This window comes from Reyranella humidisoli (assembly GCF_019039055.1).
In the GTDB taxonomy this organism is placed as follows: Bacteria; Pseudomonadota; Alphaproteobacteria; order Reyranellales; family Reyranellaceae; genus Reyranella; species Reyranella humidisoli.
The window spans coordinates 1,627,383-1,647,896 of record NZ_JAHOPB010000001.1 but is presented as its reverse complement, the minus strand read 5'-3'; the positions used below and the strand labels follow the sequence as shown (position 1 = coordinate 1,647,896).

The following is a 20,514-nucleotide window of genomic DNA, read 5'->3' as shown; positions in this document are numbered from 1 at the left end:
ATCGTAGCGATGAAGCCGTAGTTTTTGCAGTCACGAGACCGCTTCGGGCCGTGGCGCCGCTCATGGGAGCTATCGCGCTGGCCGTGCTGCTGGCCGGCTGCAAGCCCGAGAACAAGTTCCAGCCGCCGCCGCCCGCCGAAGTCTCCGTGGGCGTCCCGGTCAAACAGGACGTGGCTCCGTTCGAGGTGCTGACCGGCAACACGGTGGCCTTCGCGACCGTCGACCTCGTCGCCCGTGTCGAGGGCTTCCTGACCTCGCAGAACTACATCGACGGTTCCGAGGCCAAAAAGGACCAGCAGCTCTTCGGCATCGAGCAGACGATGTACAAGGCCAAGGTCAAGGAAGCCGAGGCCCAGCTCGACGGCTCCAAGGCCTTGCTGGCGCAGGCCGAAGCCGAGTTCACCCGCCAGGAGACCCTGCTCCGCCAGAACGTCTCCGCCCAGGCTACCTTCGATCAGGCCAAGGCCAAGCGCGACAATGCGCGGGCCAATGTCGAGAATGCCGAAGGCAATCTCACGATCGCCCAGACGAATCTCGGCTACACCACGGTCTCCGCACCGTTCGACGGAATCGTCAGCAAGCATCTGGTCTCGGTCGGCGAGCTGGTCGGCGCCACGAACGCCACCAAACTGGCGACGATCGTCCAGCTCGACCCGATCTACGTCACGTTCAACATGAGTGAACAGGACGTGCTGCAGATCCGTCAGAATCTGAAGGATCGCCGGCTCGACGTCGAGGAACTGAGCAAGATTCCGCTGGAAATCGGCCTGATGAACGAGGAGGGATTTCCCCACAAGGGTTTCCTCAACTACGTGTCGCCGGAACTCGACGCGACGACCGGTACGATCCTGGTCCGCGGACTCTTCAAGAATCCGACGCGCGCGCTGATCCCCGGCTTCTTCGTGCGCGTGAAGGTGCCTCAAGGGCTGGGCGCCACGGCCTCGCTGCTCGTGCCCAATCGCGTGATCGGAGAGGATCAGGCCGGCAAGTACCTGCTCACGGTCAACAAGGACAATGTCGTGGTCCAGACCCGGATCACCACCGGCCAGCTCCTCGCCAACGGCCTGCGCGTGATCCCGTCGGGCCTGAAGCCGGACGACCAGGTCGTGCTCAGCACCAACGGCGCAGCGATTCCGGGCGCCAAGGTGGTTCCGAAGGTTACGACAATTCCCGTTGCGACCGACGGCACTCCCGCCGCTCCCAAGTGACCGGCCGGGGAACGCAGTCATGATCTCCGCCTTCTTCATCAACCGGCCGGTCCTGGCCAACGTCCTCGCCATCATCATCGTGCTGATCGGCGGCGTGGCGCTGGCGACCCTGCCGGTCGCGCAATATCCCAACGTCGTGCCGCCCACGGTCCAGGTCACCACGACCTACCCGGGCGCCAGCGCCGCGGTCGTCGTCAACGATGTCGCCCTGCCCGTCGAGCTGCAGGTCAACGGCGTCGAGAAGATGATCTACATGCAGTCGTACAGCACGGACGCCGGCACCTACACGCTCACGGTGACCTTCGAGATCGGCACCGATCTCGATTTCGCGCAGGTGCTGGTGCAGAATCAGGTCAGTGCGGCGCTCGCCTCGCTGCCCATGCCGGTGCAGGCCCAGGGCCTCGTCGTGCAGAAGAAATCGACGTCGATCCTGCAGATCGTATCGCTGACCTCACCCGACCAGCGTTACGACAGCCTCTATCTCAGCAACTACGCCACCATCAATCTCGTCAACGAACTCGCGCGCCTGCCCGGCGTCGGCAACGTCAACGTCCTGGGCGTCGGCCAGTATTCGATGCGCGTCTGGCTCGACCCGCAGAAGCTCTACACGTTCGGCCTCACGCCCGCAGACGTGAGCAAGGTCATCCAGCAGCAGAGCCAGGATGTGACGGCGGGCCAGGTCGGCCAGCCGCCGGCGCCCAAGGGGCTGGATTTCCAATACACGATCGACGTCGTCGGCCGTCTCAGCACGCCTGAGGAATTCGGCAACATCATCGTCAAGGCCGAGCAGGGCAACGGCGGCAAGATCGTGCGGGTGCGCGACATCGCCCGTGTCGAACTGGGCGCCCAGACCTACTCCACGACGTCGCACATCAACGGAAAGCCCAACTCGGGCCTCGCGATCTACCAGCTGCCCGACGCCAACGCGCTCGACGTCGCCAAGCGGGTCAAGGCCAAGATGGCCGAGCTGTCCAAGTCCTTCCCGCCGGGCCTCGCCTACGAAGTGCCGTTCGACACCACCCGCTTCGTGAACGCCTCGATCCACGAGGTCTTCATGACCTTGATCGAGGCCGGCATCCTGGTGCTGATCGTGATCGTGATCTTCCTGCAGGACTGGCGCGCAATGCTGGTGCCCGCGACCACGATCCCCGTCACGATCATCGGCGCCTTCGCCGCGATGGCCGCCCTCGGCTTCACCATCAACACCACGACCATGTTCGGCATCGTGCTGGCGATTGGCATCGTGGTCGACGACGCGATCGTGATCGTCGAGGGCGTGGCGCACCATATCGAGCGCGGGATGACACCGCACGACGCGTCGATCAAGGCCATGGACGAGCTGTTCGGGCCGGTCATCGGCATCACCCTGGTGCTGATGTCGGTGTTCCTGCCCGCCGCCTTCCTGCCCGGCCTGACCGGCCAGATGTTCGCGCAGTTCGCCCTCGTCATCGCCGCCACCGCCCTGATCAGCGCCGTCAACGCCGCCACCCTGAAGCCCACCCAGTGCGCGATGTGGCTGCGGCCGGCGACGCCGCCGGAGAAGCGCAACGTCTTCTTCCGCGGCTTCAACAAGGTCTACGGCAAGCTCGAGGATGCCTATGCGGGCCTCGTCGGCTTCATGGTCCACCGAGCCGGGCTGATGGTGCTGCTGGCGCTCGTGGCGGCCGGTATCGGCGGCTGGGGCGTTGCCCGCCTGCCGACCGCATTCATTCCCAACGAGGATCAGGGCTACCTGATGATCGCCGTGCAGCTCCCGGACGGCGCCTCGCTCGAGCGTACCGGCGCCACGCTGCATCAGGTTGCCGAGATCGCCATGGCGGCGCCGGGCGTCGAGAACGTGGTCGCGCTGGGCGGCATGTCGATTCTCGACAGCAACTCCTCGCTGGCGAATGCCGCTGTGTCCTATGTCATCCTCAAGGACTGGGACGTGCGCCTGAAAGCGGAGGGACAGGACCTCCGCTCGATCGCGCTCGGCCTGATGGAGAAGCTGAAGGTCCTGCAGGACGGCCGCGCCGTCGTGATCGTGCCGCCCGCCATCCAGGGTATCGGCAATGCCGGCGGCTTCCAGATGCAGATCGAGCAGAAGGACGGCAGCTTCGACTACGCCAAGCTGCAGGCCATCACCGACACGATGGTCCGAAACGCCGGCACGCAGTCGGCGCTCAGCAACGTCGTGACCACGTTCCGCTCCGGCGCGCCGCATGTCCGCATCGAGGTCGACCGCGTCAAGGCCGAGTCGCTGCGGGTGCCGGTCGGCGACGTCTTCACGACCCTCTCGAGCTACATGGGCTCGGCCTACGTCAATCGCTTCAACAAATTCGGCCTCAGCCTGCAGGTCTACATCCAGGCCGACTCCCAGTACCGCACCCGGCCCGAGGACATCCTGAGGCTGCAGGTTAAGAACCTCGACGGCCAGATGGTGCCGATCGGCGCGATCGCCGAGCTCAAGCCGGCGCTCGGCCCGCCGCTGATCAGCCTGTACAATCTCTATCCATCGGCGGCGATCGTCGGCTCGCCGGCCACGGGATTCAGCTCGGGCGAAGGCATCGAGCTGATGGACCAGATCGCCAAGGCGATCCTGCCGCCTGGCACCGGCTTCGAATGGACCGGCATGGCCTACCAGGAGAACATCGTCGGCAACCAGCTGATGTACGTCTTCGCGCTGGCCATCCTGCTGGTCTATCTCTGCCTCGCCGGCCAGTACGAGAGCTGGATCGCGCCGCTGGGCGTCATTCTCGCGGTGCCGCTTGCGCTGAGCGGTCCGGCTATCGCCCTCACCGCGGTCGGTCTGGCCAACAACATCTACACGCAGATCGGCCTGATGCTGTTGATCGCGCTGGGCGCCAAGAACGCCATCCTGATCGTCGAGGTGGCGCGCGAGCGCCGTGCCGAGGGCATGGAAATCATCGAGTCGGCCATCGACGCGGCCCGTACCCGCTTCCGGCCCATCCTGATGACCTCGTTCGCGTTCATCCTCGGCGTCGTCCCGCTGGTGACGGCGACCGGCGCCGGCGCCAACTCGCGCATCTCGCTGGGCCTGTGCGTGTTCAGCGGCATGATCGCCTCGACCTGCCTGGCCGTGCTGTTCGTGCCGTCGTTCTTCACGGTGCTGCAACGCTTCGAGGAGCGGGGCAAGGCCAAGAAGGTGAAGCCGACCGCGCCGCCGGCCGAGGGTCTGCCCGCCGCCGGAGACTGATCCGGCGACGGGAGCCCAGGCTCAGCCCCGCAGGCTCACTTCCGCGACCTTGTCCTTGTAGTCGGGCTTCGGATCGACGCCGAGCAGCATCTTGATGCCCGCGATCACGCTCGACGCATCCAGCCAGATCTCGGCGCGCTCCGCATCGAGGCGCAGCAGGGCGAGCTTGGGATCGCTCTTGCCGCCCTCGAACCACGCCGCGACATAGCGGTTCCAAAGCCGGTCGATGGTGGCGGGATTGTTGTCCAGCGTGAGACCGCCATGCACCGTGGCAAAGAGATCGTGGCCCTTCGAGGTGAAGGTGGCGATCGCCCGATTGCCCTGCCCCGCACCCAGCTTCTGGACGATGGTGTTGTCCCGGCTGGTGAAGAACCAGATCGGCCCGCGCTCGCCGTCGAGCTGAGCGGTCATGGGACGGGCATGGCCGTCCTCTACACCGTCGAGCCCCAGCATCATGGTCATGTCCGACTTCAGGGCGGACCAGAACTTCTCTTCGATTTCCTTGGGCGTCGGCATCGCTTGCTCCTTCAAAATTAACTGCAATCTCGGTCGCCAACGCGCGTGAGGAAGGGCCGTTGCAACGTCGGCTGCCGAACGGCGTTGCAATGGGTGGCCTATTGCGAGACAGACCGGTGAGCGCGACCCAGAGTCGAAAACTGAGAACCGGGCGCAGCGTCTGGCAGGGCGTACCGATCCCTCGAATCCCGGCGCGGCGGCTGCAACGCGACATCGCCTGCGACGTCCTGGTGATCGGCGCCGGCATCAGCGGCGCCCTGATCGCCGAACGCCTGACGGAGGACGGGTTTGACGTCGCCGTCATCGACCGGCGTGGGCCGCTGGCGGGCTCGACGACGGCCTCCACCGCCCTGCTGCAGTACGAACTCGACATGCCGTTGGGCCGTCTCGCGCGCCGGATCGGACTGTCGCGCGCGGAACGCCTGTGGCGGCGATCCAAGCTCGCCCTCGACGCACTCGACGAGCGTCTCCATCGCCTTGGGTTAGGTCAGGACTGCACCCGCCGCAGTTCTCTCTATCTGCAAGGCGACGTGCTGGACGCAGACGGGCTGCGCGAGGAAGCGGCAGCCCGGCGACGTGCCGGCTTCGAAGTGTCCTTCCTCACGCGCGGCAAGATCGAGCACCTCTATGGGATCAAAGGTCGCGCCGCGCTGCTCGGCCACGGCGGCCTCACCGCCGACCCGCGCAGACTGGCGGCAGGCTTTCTGCGCGTGGCCCTTGAACGCAAGTTGCGCCTTTATGCACCGGCGGAGGCGATGGCGGTCGAGCCTCTTGCGACCGGCGCCGTCGTTCATACCGATGGCCCCTCGATCCGGGCACGGGCGGTCGTGTTCGCCACCGGTTACGAGATGCCCAAGGGCGTTCCCCACAAGGGCCATCGCATCACCTCGACCTGGGCTCTCGCGACCCGTCCTCAGCCGCGCGCCACCTGGCGTGACGCGGTGATGATCAGCGAGGCGTCGGATCCCTACCTCTACCTGCGCGTCGGACCACAGGGCCGCATCATCTGCGGCGGCGAGGACGAGGCATCCATCGACCAGGCCACGCGCGACGCGCTGATCCCGGAGAAGATCGCGGCGCTCGAGACGAAGCTCGCGCGGCTGATGCCGCACCTGCATCCGAAGGCCGACTATGCCTGGGCGGGGAGCTTTGGCGCCTCTCCCACGGGATCGCCCTCGATCGGCGCGGTGCCGGGCATGAAGAATTGCTTCGCTGCCCTCGGCTATGGCGGCAACGGCATAACCTTCTCGATGCTCTCGGCGCAGATCCTCGCGACCGCGATCGCCGGCCATGACGATCCCGACGGCGACCTATTCTCTTTCCGACGAAAGTTCTGAGCGCCGACGGAAGTTCCGAGCGCCGTTCGCTATTGCCCGGCGATCAGCTTCGCCAGCGCCTCGACGATCTCCTCGGCGCGGAACGGCTTGTCGAAGAACGGCCTGTCGCCATGTCGCAGCGGCATGAGTGCCGTCGAGCGGCCACTGGCGAATACATAAGGCACGCGCAGGGCCTGCAGTGTATCGGCGACAGGGAACACCAGCTCATCCTTGTTCAACCGGATGTCGAGAATGGCGCCGTCGATCGCATGATCGGCAATCAGCGCGAAAGCAGCCTCGACGCTGTTGGCGGGACCGACGGGAAGCGCCCCGGCCGAAAACAGCGTCGCCCTCAGGTCGAGACCGATGGCGGGATCGTTTTCGACGATGAGGACGGTACGATCATTGAGAAGCGCCAAGAACTGTACTCCCGTAGCGCTGCGTGAACGCCATGGCAGCCCGCACGTTGCGATACTGCGCAACCCCTGCCGCCATCCCTCGTTGGACATCAGCAATCATACGAACTCGAGGAGACATCAAATGGGCCGTTCGATCCTGCTCTGGCTGATAGGCATTCCTATTCCCATCATCATCCTGCTGGCGATCTTCTGGCGCTAGCCGCAGGGAACTGCCGTGCCGGAGTGGCCAGTAGAGAGAGCCGGAGCAATTCTCTCCGAAGGCAGAGGTGGTGAGGTCGACTCTCGCCGGGTCCGCCATTCTCTTGCAAGACTGCGAACCTTGTTCCGCTCCGGTTTGGCCGGTCATGTCGGCCGTGTTCGGCTTCTCGCGCATTCGTCGCGAGAAGCGCTACGGTCGGAGGGAAACAGCGACGCCTGAGGGTGCCAGGCGTGCCGTCCTCCGACGGGGCAATGTCCCGTCGGTCTCAGAGTCGTCGAGGGACTTCTCTCTCGGGGCTTTTCAGATCCGCTCGATGATGATCGCCGGCGCCATACCGCCGGCGGCGCACATCGTGACGAGACCGAACTGCTTGTCCTGTCTCTCGAGCTCGTCGAGGACGGTGCCGATCAGGATGGCGCCGGTCGCTCCGATCGGGTGGCCGAGTGCGATCGAGCCGCCGTTGACGTTGACCTTGTCGCGATCGAGATCGAGATCGCGCACGAACTTCTCCGAGACGACGGCGAAGGCCTCGTTGATCTCCCAGAGGTCGATGTCGCTCTTCTTGAGACCGGCCTTCTCCAGGACCTTCCGGGCCGCCGGCACCGGCGCATTGAGCATCAGCTCGGGGCTGTCGCCCATGTTCGCCATGGCAACGACGCGGGCGCGCGGCTTGAGGCCGTGGGCCTTGGCGTAGTCGGGCGACGCGAGCAGCACGGCGGCCGAGCCGTCGACGACGCCGGAGGAATTGCCGGCATGATGGACATGCTCGATCTTGAGGTCGGGATAGGCCTGCAGGATCAGGGAGCGATAAGTCATGCCCTTGTCGTCGAGCGGGACGTCGGCCATCGCCGCGAAGGCGGCCTTGAGGCTTGCCAGCCCCTCGCGAGTCGTCTGCGGACGCGGATATTCCTCGCGATCGAGGGCGAGCGTGCCGTCTTCCTTGTAGACGGGGATCAGCGACTTGGCGAAGCGGCCCTCGGCGATGGCGATCGCCGCGCGTTGCTGGCTGATATAGCCCGCCTCGTCCAGCGCCTGGCGCGGGATCTTCTCCAGCGTGGCGATGGCGTCGGCGCAGATGCCCTGGTGCGTCTGGGGATGATGCAGGCGGAGGCGCAGATTGCCGTTGTCCATGACCGGCGGCCCACTGCCGCGGCTGCGGTCCATGGACATCATCTCCGTACCGCCGGCGATCACCAGGTCTTCCATGCCCGACTTGATGCAGGCGGCGGCGAGGCTCACGGCGCTGATGCCCGAACCGCAGAAACGGTCGATCGTGATGCCGCTCGCCTTGACGTCATAGCCGGCATCGAGGGCGGACATGCGACCGAGATCGCCGCTCTGCTTCGAGACCTGGGCGGCAGTCCCCCAGATCACATCGCCGACCTCCTTCGTGTCGATGCTGTTGCGTTCGGCGATCGCCTTGAGAACGGTCGCACCGAGCTGCTGCGGATGAACCTCCCACAGCGCGCCCTTGCCCGCCTTGCCGACGCCGCGGGGCGTGCGGCAGGCATCGATGATCCATGCTTCGGTCATTGTCTTGTCCTTTCCCGATGCCGACTCTAGCGGGGCGCCATGCGGATGGCGCCGTCGATGCGTACGTCTTCGCCATTGAAGTAGCCGCAGGTGATCATCGTATGGGCGACCTGAGCATATTCCTCGGGGCGTCCCAGACGCTTGGGGAACGGCACCGAGGCCGCCAGCGCCGCCTTGACGTTGTCCGGCGCCCGCGCGAGCAGCGGCGTGTCGAAGATGCCGGGCAGGATCGTGTTGCAGCGAATTCCGTCATTGGAGAGGTCGCGCGCCACGACGAGCGTGATGCCGACGACGCCGGCCTTCGAGGCCGTATAGGCGACCTGGCCGATCTGGCCGTCCTCGGCCGCGACCGATGCGGTGTTGAGGATCACGCCACGATCGCCGTCGGCCTGCGGTGCAAGCGTCAGCATGCCCGCCGCCGACTTGGTGATGCAGCGAAACGTGCCGATGAGATTGACGTTGATGATGCGCTCGAAATTCTCCAGCGGATATTCCTTGGGAGCACCGGTCGTCCTGTCGAGCGATGCGGTCTTCTGGGCACCGCCGCCGACGCCGGCGCAGTTCACCAGAATGCGCTCCTGTCCGTTGGCCGCCCGCGCCTTCGCGAACCCGGCCTCGACCTCTTCGGTCGACGTCACGTTGACCTTGCAGAAGACGCCGCCAATTTCCCTGGCGAGCGCCTCGCCCTGTTCCTCGTTGAGGTCGAAGATCGCGACCTTCACGCCGTGCGAGGCAAGCATGCGCGAGGTGGCGGCGCCGAGGCCGGACGCACCGCCTGTAACGACCGCGGCCACTGTCTTGTCGAGTTGCATGAGCGATGATTCCCCCGAGAGATGATGTCGTGAGTGGTTCGCCAGGATTGTTAGAGCATCGCGACCGCGGTTGGCCAGAGGTGTGTATCAGCCCCTCGAGCCGTGGAACCGCCGTTTGAAAGCGACGATGGCCAACCGGCTGGCGCACATGGTGCGATGCGAAACCACGGTCCTGATCCCCTGGTTCTCCGGGCGGGAGTGTCGTCCCGAGTCCGGCTCATTGGGCCGGGAATGCCTTCGTTCTCAGCCCGCCCTGGAGGGGCTGGCGCAAACCGGGCCTTCTTCTTCGTTGCCTCTAGTTCTCTCTTTCGCACAGGGAGTGGCGTGCCCGAGAGGACGGGAATTGGGTAGTTTTTCGACCCTGCAACCGGAGCATAAACTGGGTTTGCGGATTGCTTCCACGGTCTTCGATGGCTTCCCTAGGGAGATGCGATACTCCTCATCAAGCTCCGCGAGAGCGCCATAACGCCGCCTCGCTCCTGCTGGCCATTGTGCTCAGCCGCCGGGTTCGCCAAGCACGCAGAGAGTGATGTTTGCTTCCGGACTGCCGTAGCAACTATGCCCAACCTTTCGCACGCCGAACCCAAATGATTCCCGTACACCAGCGTTGCAACCGCCACGACCCAGATTTTGGCATCTATGGCGACTGTATGAGAGCGTCGATCGCTTCAATCTTCGAGCTGAGCATTAGTGATGTGCCTCATTTTGTTGAAGGCCGACCACCGGAAGAAGCGTGGGCATTGCTAGTCAAATGGTGCGCCCCTTAGCCTCATCCCGATTTCGCTCCCTTCGTCCGCGCCGCTGGATCCGTTGCTTGCCAATCTTGAGGTCTTGAATCCGAGTATGCACTACATGCTGGGAGGCAACAGCTTGTGCGGTGTGCCGCATGTCGTGGTTGGCTGCCACGGCCGCATTGTCCACGACCCGGTCGACCCTAGCCGGCTGCCTCGAACCCTAGCCCATAAGCTTAAGCACTTCGCGCCGGATACGCATGTAGGTCGGCACAAACACGCACGTATTGCGCGAGAATATATCCCGTGCTAGCTCATGGGAATAGACAATGGGGAGAACCGTCTAATGGCGAAGCGTATTAAAGTCGGTGCTCGGCAGCCCGCGAGAAAAGCAATCGTACGTCTTAATTTGGCGGGGCCAGTAACGATTCTAGGCTGCGCTGCCCAAGGTTGTTCAGAGTTTATTTTTGAGGCAGATCTCAATGAGAGTGAGCTCATTGCTGATGTCATCATGACTCGGAAATCGAAGGCCAAGAGATAGAAGTATCTGCGATCGCAGCGCGGCGCGCGCTGCTCAATCAGACCAATAGATGGTTTCAGAGACGAGAGCCTGTCTTGGCTCACACTCTGGAAATCTCGGAATTTGCGCACTTGGTGGTTGGATTAGGCAACCATCAATTTGGTGAGAAAACTTGGCTCGATAAGCTGCCTGCGTTCCTTGAAGCACGGGGGGCCGATAGCCTGCGCCTACGGTTTCGGCATAACAGTCGGCATGCCGAAGGAAAGACTTCGGAAAAACACCCATGGCAATGCTTCGCGTACGCGGCCCTAGGAGGGGTTGATGCGAGCGAGCTAGTTATGCCGACTGGGTTGTCACTTTCTGAGATCGTTTTTTCTTCCCGCGATCTGCCTGGGATTGGCGCAGAAGACTTAGGTCATGTGGCGATAGCCGCGGCGTGTTTGTTGCCGCGAGCCAATCAGAAAATCTATTTGGGGACCGAGAGCTGTAGCTTCACCAGCTTGATGCGAATGTGTGACGAGGGGCTCGATTCGAGAATCGGCTTCTGTTGGGGCTTTCATCTCGCTGAAGCGCTTTGTTTGGGTGCTAGAGGCACTTCACCTACGTCGCGCATCATGAAGCGCGCCCAGTGTAGGGTGGCCGAAAAATTGGAATTTGTGAATGCCAGGCTTGCAATATTCGACAATCGCTATGGTAGTCAGCCCGCACTGAGACTGTCTTCTATTGGGAGCTCATTACCGCTCCAGTACTTCTCTTTGGTGGCGCACGCACTCGAGCTTATTGAGATCGCTCGGCTATGCGAAATGCCAAAACTTAGCTGGGGCAGAACTCCGAGGCGTCGACTGCTCAGAGTTGCGTCGCAATTGCTGACGGGAAACGATGCTGGAAATTTGAGCCAGTGGAAATGGTGGTTAGGTCCCATAGCTCACTTGCGGCGTGCACTAACGCTAAAGCGATCGGGATCGGCGTTCGGTTGGCCCGACAAGCTACCACCCGCGAAAGCGACCACTGCTTTTTCGAAAGCGTACATGTTGGGACTAGAGTCAAACTTTTCCCCCGGCTCTACCGTGTGCCTCACACTGCCCGCCCCCCTACGAGTCGCGGCCCAAACGTTCCTTGACCTGCTTCCAGGATGCGAGATGGCGAGGGAAGGAGACTATGTGAGCATAAAGCCCCTCGGCTGGCCGCCTTACGTGCACTACGAGGTGATTGCGATTGAGCAAGCAGTCACCGTGGAGCTTCACCTCGAGTTGCCTTACTCAAAGCGGCTTGTGAGATGGTTTCAGGGGCTTGCATCGCATTTAGCAGAGGCTCCGTCAGGCTTTGAGGTTGATCAGCACTGGGCAGGGGGCCTAGGACGCGCCTGTCTACAGCTCCCCAAAGACGCCTTTGCTGCACAGCGACAAGCTATCTCCCAACTGGTTCATGCGACGGCATCGTCAATAAGCGCCTTGTTGCGCTAGGCCGACGTTCAGCAAGTAGTTTCGCGCTGCGCTTCTTTGGCGACTGCGCGAGCAAGGATTGGCAACATTTTCAGGTCGTCAGGTGTGTCGATATCATCGGTAAAATCTTTTGGATCGCTGAATTTCAACCGGCGAGGTTCAGTTTCCTTGATCAGTTGGTAGAGCGACCACAACTTTCCAAAGCCGGTAGCGCTGCATTGCCGCCGTCGGACCGAAGGCTTGCGCAGTAGGCTGCGTAGATCGGCTACCCGGTTCGAGGCGCATGCAAATGCAAAAAGCTCATCCCACGGACGTCCGGTAAGCTCATTGGGGCCTATGCGCCCAACGAAGTACCAGTTGGTTGGGGCGATCAGAAGTTTAGAGCAGCGTCGCGAAAAAATTACGTCGGCCATTATGAACATGTTGGCGGCCGTTTCGGACCAGTGCTTGCGAACGCGATAGATGCCGTCCAGCAGTGTGTCGCCCGGTTCATCCAAGCTGAGAAGGGCCACGCCATATGTTTCACAAAAACGGGCCCAGGCGGGCGAAGAGCATGCAACAACCAAAATGTCGTGGATGCCGGACTGGCGCAGTAGACTAACCGTTCGTCCCAATATGGAAGTTCCTCTGCCGAGTCTTAATAATTGCTTGGGGCCGTCAATGTGACCCCGCATTCGCGTTTGACTGCCTTGAGCCATGAGGAAAACGCGCGGAGGTTTAGGCCGCTGCGACATGTATTTTCCGATCGCGCACATTCGCCATGTCAGTGCTAATGGACCCTTGAGAGTTCCCTGTTTGGTACCTCTTGATGCACCGCATGATATTACGCCTTTCACTCAACTGACGCTTGATGAGCGCTGTACTAGTGATGACTGAGCTGCGGAGGTGGCGTACTTGACCGATGGTGCGGCGCCGCAGGCCGGCCTTTTGTAGTCGCACTAGCAAATCGATGTCCTCCCAGCCCCAACCATACAAATCAGAACTCATTCCACCCACTCTGATAAAGTCTTCTCGGCGGAGCATGATCAGGCCCGGCCCGCTCCGGGCACCATCGGAGTAACGGCGGAGGGACGTAACTCTGACTGGTTGGTCGGGAAATTCGACAACGTAAGAGAAGTCGGCTGGCTGGTGTCGCCTCGACGTTGGATCTTTGACTTTTCTCACGGTGACAAAGCGACCGCCAATCACTGCGGCCTTCATCGCAGCGAGAGTACGTCGCGAAACAAGAATGTCCGCATCAAGAATTAGCATGTACCGGCCTTTGAGATGAAGAGCGCCAACGTTGATGCCCAGCGCCTTCTTGAACCGCGGTTGTCGTACAAAAATTACTCTATGAGCTGGGCCTGGAGGAGTGGCCGGGGCCTTACGATCCACAACCACTACTGTCACGTTGGCCTTAGCCTCTGCAAAAGCTCGCTGATTGCTGCGGAGCATTTCACCAACATTCCACGCTGCATCGCACGTGATTAGAATGTCCAGATCAGGGATCACGCTATGACCACCGTCGGTTCACGACGATAAAGCCGAGGTTAATTAGTTTGTTAACTGAATGCCTTGGATAAGCAGCAACCAATTCATGCGCATCCGCGCCACTGCGTAGTTTTCGCAATATTTCTAGTTCTCTTCTTTCGAGAGAAGCAGTCGCGGGCCACGCCGGGTCGAGCAATTGTACTCTCCCATCTTTGGAAACCCTAAACTTACCTGCGAGACTAATTTCTCGGTTTTTTCCCCTGACGCTCGGAACTTGTAGGCCGTACGCCGCTGACATTGGATAGATCGTCGACCAATCAGGTTCACTACGAGGCAAGAGTGATTTCGCACGGGCAAGGGGACCAAGCGGTGAATTTCCCAGCCGTCGTCTTGACGGGTGTGCAACGGCTTCATCAATGATCGCTACTAGACGACGTTGAAAGCTAGCGAGTGAGCCGGTTTTCCTCGACTTGGCGAGAGCGGCGACGCCCATTGCTTTGCGAAGTCGAGGGTCGAGAAGTCTCTCCATGTAGTGGATTGCGGCATTGCAATCTGATCTTAAGCCGCCGCAGGTCGCCCAAGTCGGAATCAGATAGCCGGTCTCGCCGTGAGCGACAGTGTCTCTAAGCCCACCATACTCGGTTGCAATTACTGGAGTTCCGCAAGCCATCGCTTCTACAGCAGCATAGCCAAAATTCTCATCAACGGTTTGACTTGGCTGCGCGTAAACGTCCATGGCGCAATAAACTGTTCGAAGTACGGTATCGTTGACGTCCCGACCACCAATCAACCGTATGTGTCGCTTAAGCTTTGCGCGCTCGATCAATCCGAGGATGTGGCGCTTGTAGTTTGAGCTAGATCGATAGGGTAGAACCGGATAAGACGCAATGAAGTCGCCAACGATGATTCCCATTATGTCGTGCTGCGGGTTTCGATCCCGCATCTGCGATATTAGGCGAATGAAGGTATGTATGCCTTTCTGTGGAATGAGGCGGCCGATCAAACCCACCACAAATCGGGTTTGCGGGATACCCAGTTGCTCCTTTGCGAAGGACTTTGAGATCGGACGAAAGACGCTGGAATCTACGGGCAACCGCAGAACTCTTATGATGCAGTGTGCTCTGGGGTGGAGCAGTCTTAAACAATCAACGTCCGCCGAGCAGTTTGCGATGATGCGGTCACAAAAACGCAAACGCGGAAGCTGCTCCTTGAGAAACCCGCTGCTTAGCGTGGCGCCGCCATGCAACGGCACGATGATTGGCGGGCTATCTGAACGCAGGGGAATTCGATTGCTACCCGCGAAGAACACATGCGCAGAAGCGTCTGCATTCGCCTCTTCATCTGACGACAGATCATATTTCGCCGACATTGCTCGCAAGTAGTGACGTCGTGTTCGCTCGAGGCTGACGAAGTTCGAAGGCTCGAACGCATGGAGTGAAAGTCGAGGGCGCATCGTTTCTCTGCTAATTCACTCTCTCTGCGCGCATCATAGCGGGCCTTGGGTGCCAACACTAATCTAACTTACGCAAAGTAGCGTGGCGCGGGCATTCTACACGTACCTCGTCTTGAGTATCGAACACCTTTTGGAACTTCTTTTTTACCGTTGAAGCTCTCGCGAACATCAACTGGGATCGCGGCTTCATAAGCCCACTTTCTTCCCTTTTTGGTCAGTCCGTTCACAGGCCCGTCGCTTGCCAAGGAATCATACCAATCCGAGGTAGAACGGGGTCGACAACAGAATTATGATCTATCTAAATTCAAGCAGGCATGCATTGTAGTGAGATGGCGTGCCGGGGTGGTCAAAGGAGAAAACTGGTCAGTCGTCCTGAATTTCCTCTGAACTCAAGGACTTCCAGGATTCGATAGTCATCTACTCTTGCACCTTGCAGGAGCATTTCGACAGGAATTGCGGGCCCCAGGCGATCGTGTCCCGAAGCGTGGTGTAGCTGATCGTCGCTCATGAAGACGAGCGCGGGGTTGAGCCGACGAAACGGGTTATGGCGGCTTCGTTGAGGAAGATGCCGACGACCTCTGTGCGGCGCTTGATCTCGCCATTCAGTCGTTCCAGCGGGTTGGCGCTGTGCAACTTGCTGCGGTGCTGGGGCGGGAAGGTCATGGAGGCCGAGACCGTCGGGCGCGGCATCGTCCATGAGTGTTGCGAACTTTCGCACCTTTGGCCTGAGCTGGTCGGCGACGCGGCGCCACTGGGCCTTGGCCTACTCAGCATCGTACTGGGCCAAGGTCGTGATGGGGGCCGAGACGACGCGCGGGTTGCTGGCTCGGCTAACGCGCGCTTGGTCAAATTCAAGACGCTGGCTTCTTGCGTCCCGCGAGCATCACCGTGACAATGCCTCGCAGATGGCACTCTTGGCGAGCCCAGCGTGTCGGTCGCGGACATGGCGTCACGGGCCCACCCGGGAAATTGTGCCGGGCCACCTCAGGTGCGCCCGTCCAACCCCAACTCGTGGCTTTCTCGGCCGCCTCTATTTCTTACCTGAGGGAAACGTCGGATGAAGTCTGCTTTGTGCAGGAAACTTGGAATCGAGTTTCCCCTGTTCGCTTTCAGCCATTGCCGCGACGTCGTGGCCGCGGTGTCGAATGCCGGTGGCTTCGGCGTGCTGGGCGCCGTCGCCCACACCGCGGAGAGCCTGGCAATCGATCTCAAATGGATTGACGAGCACGTAAACGGCAAGCCCTACGGTATCGACCTGCTGATTCCCAACAAGATGGAGGACAAGGAGGGCGGGCTGACGGCGGCTGACCTCGAGGCCCGCGTGCCACCTGAGCATCGCCGACATGTCGCCGGCCTGCTCGCCCAGCACGGCATCGATACCGCCGATCTGTGGTCTGCCGGGCAAGGCGGCCACGACTATACGGACAACATGCGGGAAGACGGCGCGGCTCGCCTTCTCGACGTCGCCTTCAGCCATCCCATCAAGCTGTTCGTGAATGCCCTGGGCGTGCCGCCGCCGTCGATCATGAAGCGCGCCCGCGACAAAGGCATCCTGGTGGGCGCCCTCACCGGCGCCAAGGAACATGCGATCAAGCACGCCAAGGCCGGGGTCGACATTCTCGTGGTCGCAGGCACCGAGGCAGGCGGGCACTGCGGCGAGGTCTCGACCATGGTGCTGGTGCCCGAGGTGCTGCAGGCCATTGAGGACTACAAGGACATCGACGTGCTGGCGGCCGGAGGAATCGCGACCGGGCGGCAGATGGCGGCGTGCATGGCCATGGGCGCCGCCGGCGCCTGGACCGCCTCGGTCTGGCTGACGACGGCGGAGGCCGAGACGACCCCGACGGTGAAGAAGAAGATGCTGGCGGCGACCTCCCGCGACACCGTGCGATCGCGCAGCCGGACCGGCAAGCCGACACGGCAGCTCAGGTCGGCCTGGACCGACGGCTGGCACGGCGAGAGCGCCCCCGATCCGCTGCCAATGCCGCTACAAGGCCTCATCAGCCGACCGGCGCTGGCCAGGATCGACAAGCTTGCCGCCAGCGGTCATGAGGGAGCCCAGCGGCTTGCCACCTACTATGTCGGCCAGGCGGTCGGCCTCATGAACACGGAACAGTCGGCGCGTTCGGTCGTCTACGATTTCATGAAGGATTATGCCGACGCCGCGCAGCGCCTGGCGGGCACGCTCGAAACCTAGGCTCGGAACCCGATAAACGACCGCCCGGAAGCTGCGCGCCCGCAGTCAGCGCCGCTTGGCGGGCGGGCAATGTGAGGCAGGATGCAACAGGAAACGAGACATGGCGACGGCCGACTGCTGTCTAAGCGCGGCACAAGCGGAAAATGTTTCGCTGATTCAAGGAGCTCAAGGGCTTAGGCGAAATGGCGTCCCCGAGAGGATTCGAACCTCCGACCTCCGGTTTAGGAAACCGCTGCTCTATCCGGCTGAGCTACGGGGACGTGGCGTGAGGACTAGCAAAATAAGAGCGCTCTGTCAGGATATTCCGAAGTTCACTCGATCAACGCGGGCGATCCGTCCACAGCGCTACTGCGTTTGTCAGGGACATTCGTCAGGGACTTTGTTCTCGTTTCTCTCTACAGAAGGCGACCCTGGCGCAGAGCGGCCAGGCCGTGCTGATACGCTTGCCGCCACGAGCAGCGCGAGGCGGCTTGTGGCGCGCTTGCTTTTGCGCTCCGTCGCCAAGCAAGGGCGACGCGAGCATCTTCGGTTTCAACGCGATCGTGCGTGCCCGAGTAGGTCGCATGAACGCTCAATCCGTTGATGCCGTGATTGCTTGAACTGTCTCGACCAATTGACGATTCGTCCCCTTCGGGTTCGCGCCTGGAATCGATTCCACGGCCTAAGATGCGGGCGCAGCTCAAGCCTTACAGCCCGAGCGCGCCCATTGAAGGGGGCGGATTGCGGGCCACGGGACCCATCCGGTTCGCTGCTGTTCCGATCTACGCCCCCATGAAGAGGCGACCATTTGCTGACCAGTTCCACGTACTGCGGCCGACATCACTTCAACCGGACCGACAGCCGCCCCCTCGAGAAGCGTCCCCTTTCGCAGTTGGTCGAACTCGACGTACCGCCGATGGTCGCTAAGAGAAGTACAATCGAGCCCAGTCTGTGCTTCACGTGCGAGCGCCCAAGTTCATCGCTCCGCGCAACGTCAACGGACCGACGATGCTGGTATCGGTCGTCCGCTGTGGCGGCTGCGGCTCTGCAATGATCCCCAACACTGGCAAGGGTGGCACCTATCGGTACTACAGCTGCTCCCAAGCAATGAAGCAGGGCAGACCGCATGTCCCGGCCGGCGCATCCGTATGGACCGCCTCGACGACATGGTTCTAGGGGACCTCTCCGAGCAACTGTTCGCAACGGACCGGCTGGCCGAGTTGCTGCAGGGTTACATGGTCCATGCGAAGGAGGGTCGCGCGGGTCAGCGCGAAAAGCTCCGTCCCGACATCGCGCCCCTCGTAGCGGACGAAAAGGCTGGCGATGGCGGCGCCGGCGCCGCCCCCGCGCTCTGGGCTCATCGTCCCTGAGCCAACTGCCGGCGGGCGACCACCATGCGGTGCACCTCGGTCGGCCCTTCGTAGACGCGCATGGTCCGCACCTTTTGCGCCATGAGCTGCAGGGGCATTTCCTTCGTCATCCCCATAGCGCCGAAAGCCTGCATGGCGTGGTCGATTACCCGGCTCGCCATCTCGGTGGCAAAAACCTTGATCATTGAAGCTTCGGTGCGGACATCACGGCCGGCGTCCTGCTTGACCGCGGCGTCCAGTGCCATCAACTCGCAAGCATGGATCGCGATCGCCGCGTCGGCGATCCACCACTGAATGGCCTGGCGGTCGGCGAGCCTGACGCCGAAAGTGGTGCGCTGTTTGGCGTGATCGCACATCATGTCGAGCGCCCGGCGCGCCATGCCAATGCACATCGGGCCCATCAGCAGTCGGCGACGCGTGAGCCGAAGCTGCATGTGCGCGAAGCCGCTGCCGGGTTCGCCCAGCACCTGGCTGTGCGGTATGCGACAATCCTCGATCGCGATCTCGTAGGTGCGATGACCGCCGAGCATGGGAATCTCGCGCTCAATGCGGAAGCCCGGCGTGTCACGGTCGACGATGAAGGCGGTAATGCCGCGATGATCTCTACCTGCGGCGGTGCGGGCCAGAACGATGGTAAAATCCGCCTGCGGCATGTAGCTCACCCAGAGCTTGCGACCGTTGAGGACCCAATGTGTACCGTCCTGTACGGCGCGCGTGGCCATCGCCGCGGGATCGGCGCCGGCACCCGGCTCGGAGATCGCCGTGGCGGAGCGGAGCTTCCCCTCGGCGTATGGCGTCAGATAACGCTCGCGCTGGTCCTCGTTCGCCACCGCCAGCAGCAGACGCAGAACCGGGGATTCAGGGGGAAAAGAGAAAGGAATAACGGTGCGGCTCAGTTCTTGCTGCACCAGCATCAGTGCGGTTGTCGACAGGTCGGCACCGCCCAGTTCGGCCGGCGCATCGAGGCCCCAAAGCCCCAGTTCACGACACTTCTGCAGAAGGGGCGCCGACTCGGCCGCGGTCAAATGGAGTTCTCCGCCGCCGGCCTCGCGCGCCAGCATCGTCTTCTCTAGGGGAATCAGTTCCTGCTCGACGAACCGCCTTACCGTCTCCTGGAGCGCGCCATGCTCGTGGGGAGTTTCCATCACCGCCGCCTCCCTTGCGTTCCCGCCAGACAAGCGGGCCAGTTCCGCGGCAAGCGCGCATTGATGTGCCTCAACCCGGCACGTTTGAAGAGGACGTCCCGGACGGAGAGACGACGCAATGTCCGTTGGCCCGCGTGGCCCGCACCGTTGCTCGGAGGCCCTCCGGTTCAAATCCCTCCGTTGGCCGACGACGGTCGCTCCGGGAGACATCACTCAGGAGGAATGGGAACCTGGCCGCGCCGCAGCATCTTTTCCAGTTGCTGAAGACCGGCGTCGTAACGGCCTTGCTTGCAATCATCGAGTGCAAGTTCAGCCTGTGCCTGCTGTCCCGTGTGATGGAACGTGGTGTGCTGTTCGTACCTAAACCAGAGCATGTAGAGCTGCGTGCAACGCGCCAACAGGCGAGGCGACGCCGGTTGGGTCGACGTGCAGCTGGCGGACGCGATGACGATCGTCGCGGCCGCCAGGAAGCGCGACGCAAGGCGGGCCAGTGCCGACATTTCCTGTTCCTTTGCGGCCTCAACCCAGCAGCCCGTGGGCGCCAAGCACACCCGCTGCCGCGACCCCCATGCCCATCGCGAGCAGAACGATGTGTGCAAGGTGCATGATCCGGAATGTGCCGGCCGGATCGGCAGCGACCCGGCGACGGAAAGGGCCGCGCAACACCAGTGGCTCGACCAAGAAGAGGAGCGTCATGAACAGCACCCAGACAAGCACCATTGCCGCCAGCCACCATCCGGCCGGTTCGAGGAACCGGCCCCACAAGTCGAGACGCCACGCCATGTAGGCGCCGCTGAAGCCAGCCAGGGGAACCGAAACCTTCACCTGGGTGGAGAAGCGATGTTCGATCGCCTCGAAGAGGGCCAGGCGCCGCGATGGCTCCTCGAAGACAACGAAGGCGGGCAGGATTACCGCGGTTACGAAGGCGACACCGCCGATCCAGTGGATCACCGCCAGGACATGTACCGCCCGCGCGAGCGTGAGATCGTCCATCTCATGTCATCCGCG

16 protein-coding genes, 1 tRNA gene and 1 pseudogene are annotated in these 20,514 nt (G+C 62.1%); 6 read left to right on the top strand and 12 right to left on the bottom strand.

All coding sequences use genetic code 11. The annotated features are described in order from the left end of the window. Positions 1-62: 62 nt before the first annotated feature. Together KQ910_RS08100 and KQ910_RS08095 are read left to right on the top strand one after the other, a co-directional pair. Positions 63-1,208, top strand: coding sequence for an efflux RND transporter periplasmic adaptor subunit (locus KQ910_RS08100; RefSeq protein ID WP_216958133.1), 1,146 nt, complete (start codon positions 63-65; stop codon positions 1,206-1,208). 19 nt (positions 1,209-1,227) lie between these two features. Then, positions 1,228-4,404, top strand: coding sequence for an efflux RND transporter permease subunit (locus KQ910_RS08095; RefSeq protein WP_216958131.1), 3,177 nt, complete (start codon positions 1,228-1,230; stop codon positions 4,402-4,404). Positions 4,405-4,425: 21 nt separating this feature from the next. Here the strand turns inward: KQ910_RS08095 and KQ910_RS08090 are convergent, their stop codons facing one another. Continuing rightward, positions 4,426-4,920, bottom strand: coding sequence for a pyridoxamine 5'-phosphate oxidase family protein (locus KQ910_RS08090; protein WP_216958129.1), 495 nt, complete (start codon positions 4,918-4,920; stop codon positions 4,426-4,428). 116 nt (positions 4,921-5,036) lie between these two features. On the opposite strand from KQ910_RS08090, the gene KQ910_RS08085 reads away from it, so the two are divergent. Continuing rightward, on the top strand, positions 5,037-6,257 hold the full coding sequence (locus KQ910_RS08085; protein ID WP_369408299.1) for an NAD(P)/FAD-dependent oxidoreductase: 1,221 nt from the start codon (positions 5,037-5,039) through the stop codon (positions 6,255-6,257). Positions 6,258-6,286: 29 nt separating this feature from the next. Here KQ910_RS08085 and KQ910_RS08080 read toward each other — a convergent pair whose 3' ends face one another. From KQ910_RS08080 to KQ910_RS08050, 7 genes and pseudogenes are all read right to left on the bottom strand, one after another. Next, positions 6,287-6,655, bottom strand: coding sequence for a response regulator (locus KQ910_RS08080; RefSeq protein ID WP_216958128.1), 369 nt, complete (start codon positions 6,653-6,655; stop codon positions 6,287-6,289). Positions 6,656-7,154: 499 nt separating this feature from the next. Beyond that, complete coding sequence (locus KQ910_RS08075; protein ID WP_216958126.1) at positions 7,155-8,387, bottom strand: acetyl-CoA C-acetyltransferase; 1,233 nt, start codon at positions 8,385-8,387, stop codon at positions 7,155-7,157. 26 nt (positions 8,388-8,413) lie between these two features. Then, complete coding sequence (locus KQ910_RS08070; RefSeq protein ID WP_216958124.1) at positions 8,414-9,199, bottom strand: SDR family NAD(P)-dependent oxidoreductase; 786 nt, start codon at positions 9,197-9,199, stop codon at positions 8,414-8,416. A 2,722-nt stretch (positions 9,200-11,921) separates the two neighbouring features. Beyond that, the gene (locus KQ910_RS08065; protein ID WP_216958122.1) at positions 11,922-12,590 is read right to left on the bottom strand and encodes an NTP transferase domain-containing protein; all 669 of its coding nucleotides are present in this window, start codon (positions 12,588-12,590) and stop codon (positions 11,922-11,924) included. A gap of 19 nt (positions 12,591-12,609) precedes the next feature. Further along, entirely contained in the window at positions 12,610-13,092 is a 483-nt protein-coding gene (locus KQ910_RS27170) for a galactosyltransferase-related protein (protein WP_369408373.1), read from the bottom strand. Positions 13,093-13,384: 292 nt separating this feature from the next. Next, positions 13,385-14,731 carry a glycosyltransferase family 4 protein gene (locus KQ910_RS08055; protein ID WP_216958118.1) on the bottom strand — a complete coding sequence of 449 codons (1,347 nt, stop codon included), beginning with the start codon at positions 14,729-14,731 and terminating at the stop codon, positions 13,385-13,387. Between the two features lie 609 nt (positions 14,732-15,340). Then, positions 15,341-15,638: pseudogene (locus tag KQ910_RS08050) on the bottom strand (transposase); the annotation flags it as partial. A gap of 234 nt (positions 15,639-15,872) precedes the next feature. Between KQ910_RS08050 and KQ910_RS08045 the strand changes: the two are divergent. Further along, on the top strand, positions 15,873-17,012 hold the full coding sequence (locus KQ910_RS08045) for a nitronate monooxygenase (protein ID WP_216958116.1): 1,140 nt from the start codon (positions 15,873-15,875) through the stop codon (positions 17,010-17,012). 183 nt (positions 17,013-17,195) lie between these two features. Here KQ910_RS08045 and KQ910_RS08040 read toward each other — a convergent pair. Further along, positions 17,196-17,272: transfer RNA gene (locus KQ910_RS08040), tRNA-Arg, on the bottom strand. Between the two features lie 727 nt (positions 17,273-17,999). Between KQ910_RS08040 and KQ910_RS27165 the strand changes: the two genes are divergently transcribed. Beyond that, a complete protein-coding gene (locus KQ910_RS27165) occupies positions 18,000-18,167 on the top strand; it encodes a recombinase zinc ribbon domain-containing protein (protein WP_369408372.1) in 168 nt (55 codons plus the stop codon). Continuing rightward, the gene (locus KQ910_RS08030; RefSeq protein ID WP_216963985.1) at positions 18,140-18,361 is read left to right on the top strand and encodes a hypothetical protein; all 222 of its coding nucleotides are present in this window, start codon (positions 18,140-18,142) and stop codon (positions 18,359-18,361) included. The genes KQ910_RS27165 and KQ910_RS08030 overlap by 28 nt, the downstream gene beginning before the upstream one ends. Here the strand turns inward: KQ910_RS08030 and KQ910_RS08025 are convergent. The 3 genes from KQ910_RS08025 to KQ910_RS08015 all read right to left on the bottom strand — a co-directional run bounded on the left by KQ910_RS08025 (position 18,349) and on the right by KQ910_RS08015 (position 20,499). Next, on the bottom strand, positions 18,349-19,506 hold the full coding sequence (locus tag KQ910_RS08025; protein WP_216958112.1) for an acyl-CoA dehydrogenase family protein: 1,158 nt from the start codon (positions 19,504-19,506) through the stop codon (positions 18,349-18,351). The genes KQ910_RS08030 and KQ910_RS08025 overlap by 13 nt on opposite strands. A 209-nt stretch (positions 19,507-19,715) precedes the next feature. Beyond that, complete coding sequence (locus tag KQ910_RS08020; protein ID WP_216958110.1) at positions 19,716-20,006, bottom strand: hypothetical protein; 291 nt, start codon at positions 20,004-20,006, stop codon at positions 19,716-19,718. A gap of 19 nt (positions 20,007-20,025) precedes the next feature. Then, on the bottom strand, positions 20,026-20,499 hold the full coding sequence (locus tag KQ910_RS08015) for a hypothetical protein (protein WP_216958108.1): 474 nt from the start codon (positions 20,497-20,499) through the stop codon (positions 20,026-20,028). Between the last annotated feature and the right edge of the window lie 15 nt (positions 20,500-20,514).

Excerpts from the sequence above, each read along its gene's own strand:
- KQ910_RS08100 (WP_216958133.1), top strand. The coding sequence starts at position 63 with ATGGGAGCTATCGCGCTGGCCGTGCTGCTGGCCGGCTGCAAGCCCGAG.
- KQ910_RS08095 (WP_216958131.1), top strand. The coding sequence starts at position 1,228 with ATGATCTCCGCCTTCTTCATCAACCGGCCGGTCCTGGCCAACGTCCTC.
- KQ910_RS08090 (WP_216958129.1), bottom strand. The coding sequence starts at position 4,920 with ATGCCGACGCCCAAGGAAATCGAAGAGAAGTTCTGGTCCGCCCTGAAG.
- KQ910_RS08075 (WP_216958126.1), bottom strand. The coding sequence starts at position 8,387 with ATGACCGAAGCATGGATCATCGATGCCTGCCGCACGCCCCGCGGCGTC.
- KQ910_RS08070 (WP_216958124.1), bottom strand. The coding sequence starts at position 9,199 with ATGCAACTCGACAAGACAGTGGCCGCGGTCGTTACAGGCGGTGCGTCC.
- KQ910_RS08065 (WP_216958122.1), bottom strand. The coding sequence starts at position 12,590 with ATGGCTCAAGGCAGTCAAACGCGAATGCGGGGTCACATTGACGGCCCC.
- KQ910_RS27170 (WP_369408373.1), bottom strand. The coding sequence starts at position 13,092 with ATGAAGGCCGCAGTGATTGGCGGTCGCTTTGTCACCGTGAGAAAAGTC.
- KQ910_RS08055 (WP_216958118.1), bottom strand. The coding sequence starts at position 14,731 with ATGTCGGCGAAATATGATCTGTCGTCAGATGAAGAGGCGAATGCAGAC.
- KQ910_RS08045 (WP_216958116.1), top strand. The coding sequence starts at position 15,873 with ATGAAGTCTGCTTTGTGCAGGAAACTTGGAATCGAGTTTCCCCTGTTC.
- KQ910_RS27165 (WP_369408372.1), top strand. The coding sequence starts at position 18,000 with ATGCTGGTATCGGTCGTCCGCTGTGGCGGCTGCGGCTCTGCAATGATC.
- KQ910_RS08030 (WP_216963985.1), top strand. The coding sequence starts at position 18,140 with ATGGACCGCCTCGACGACATGGTTCTAGGGGACCTCTCCGAGCAACTG.
- KQ910_RS08025 (WP_216958112.1), bottom strand. The coding sequence starts at position 19,506 with ATGGAAACTCCCCACGAGCATGGCGCGCTCCAGGAGACGGTAAGGCGG.
- KQ910_RS08020 (WP_216958110.1), bottom strand. The coding sequence starts at position 20,006 with ATGTCGGCACTGGCCCGCCTTGCGTCGCGCTTCCTGGCGGCCGCGACG.
- KQ910_RS08015 (WP_216958108.1), bottom strand. The coding sequence starts at position 20,499 with ATGGACGATCTCACGCTCGCGCGGGCGGTACATGTCCTGGCGGTGATC.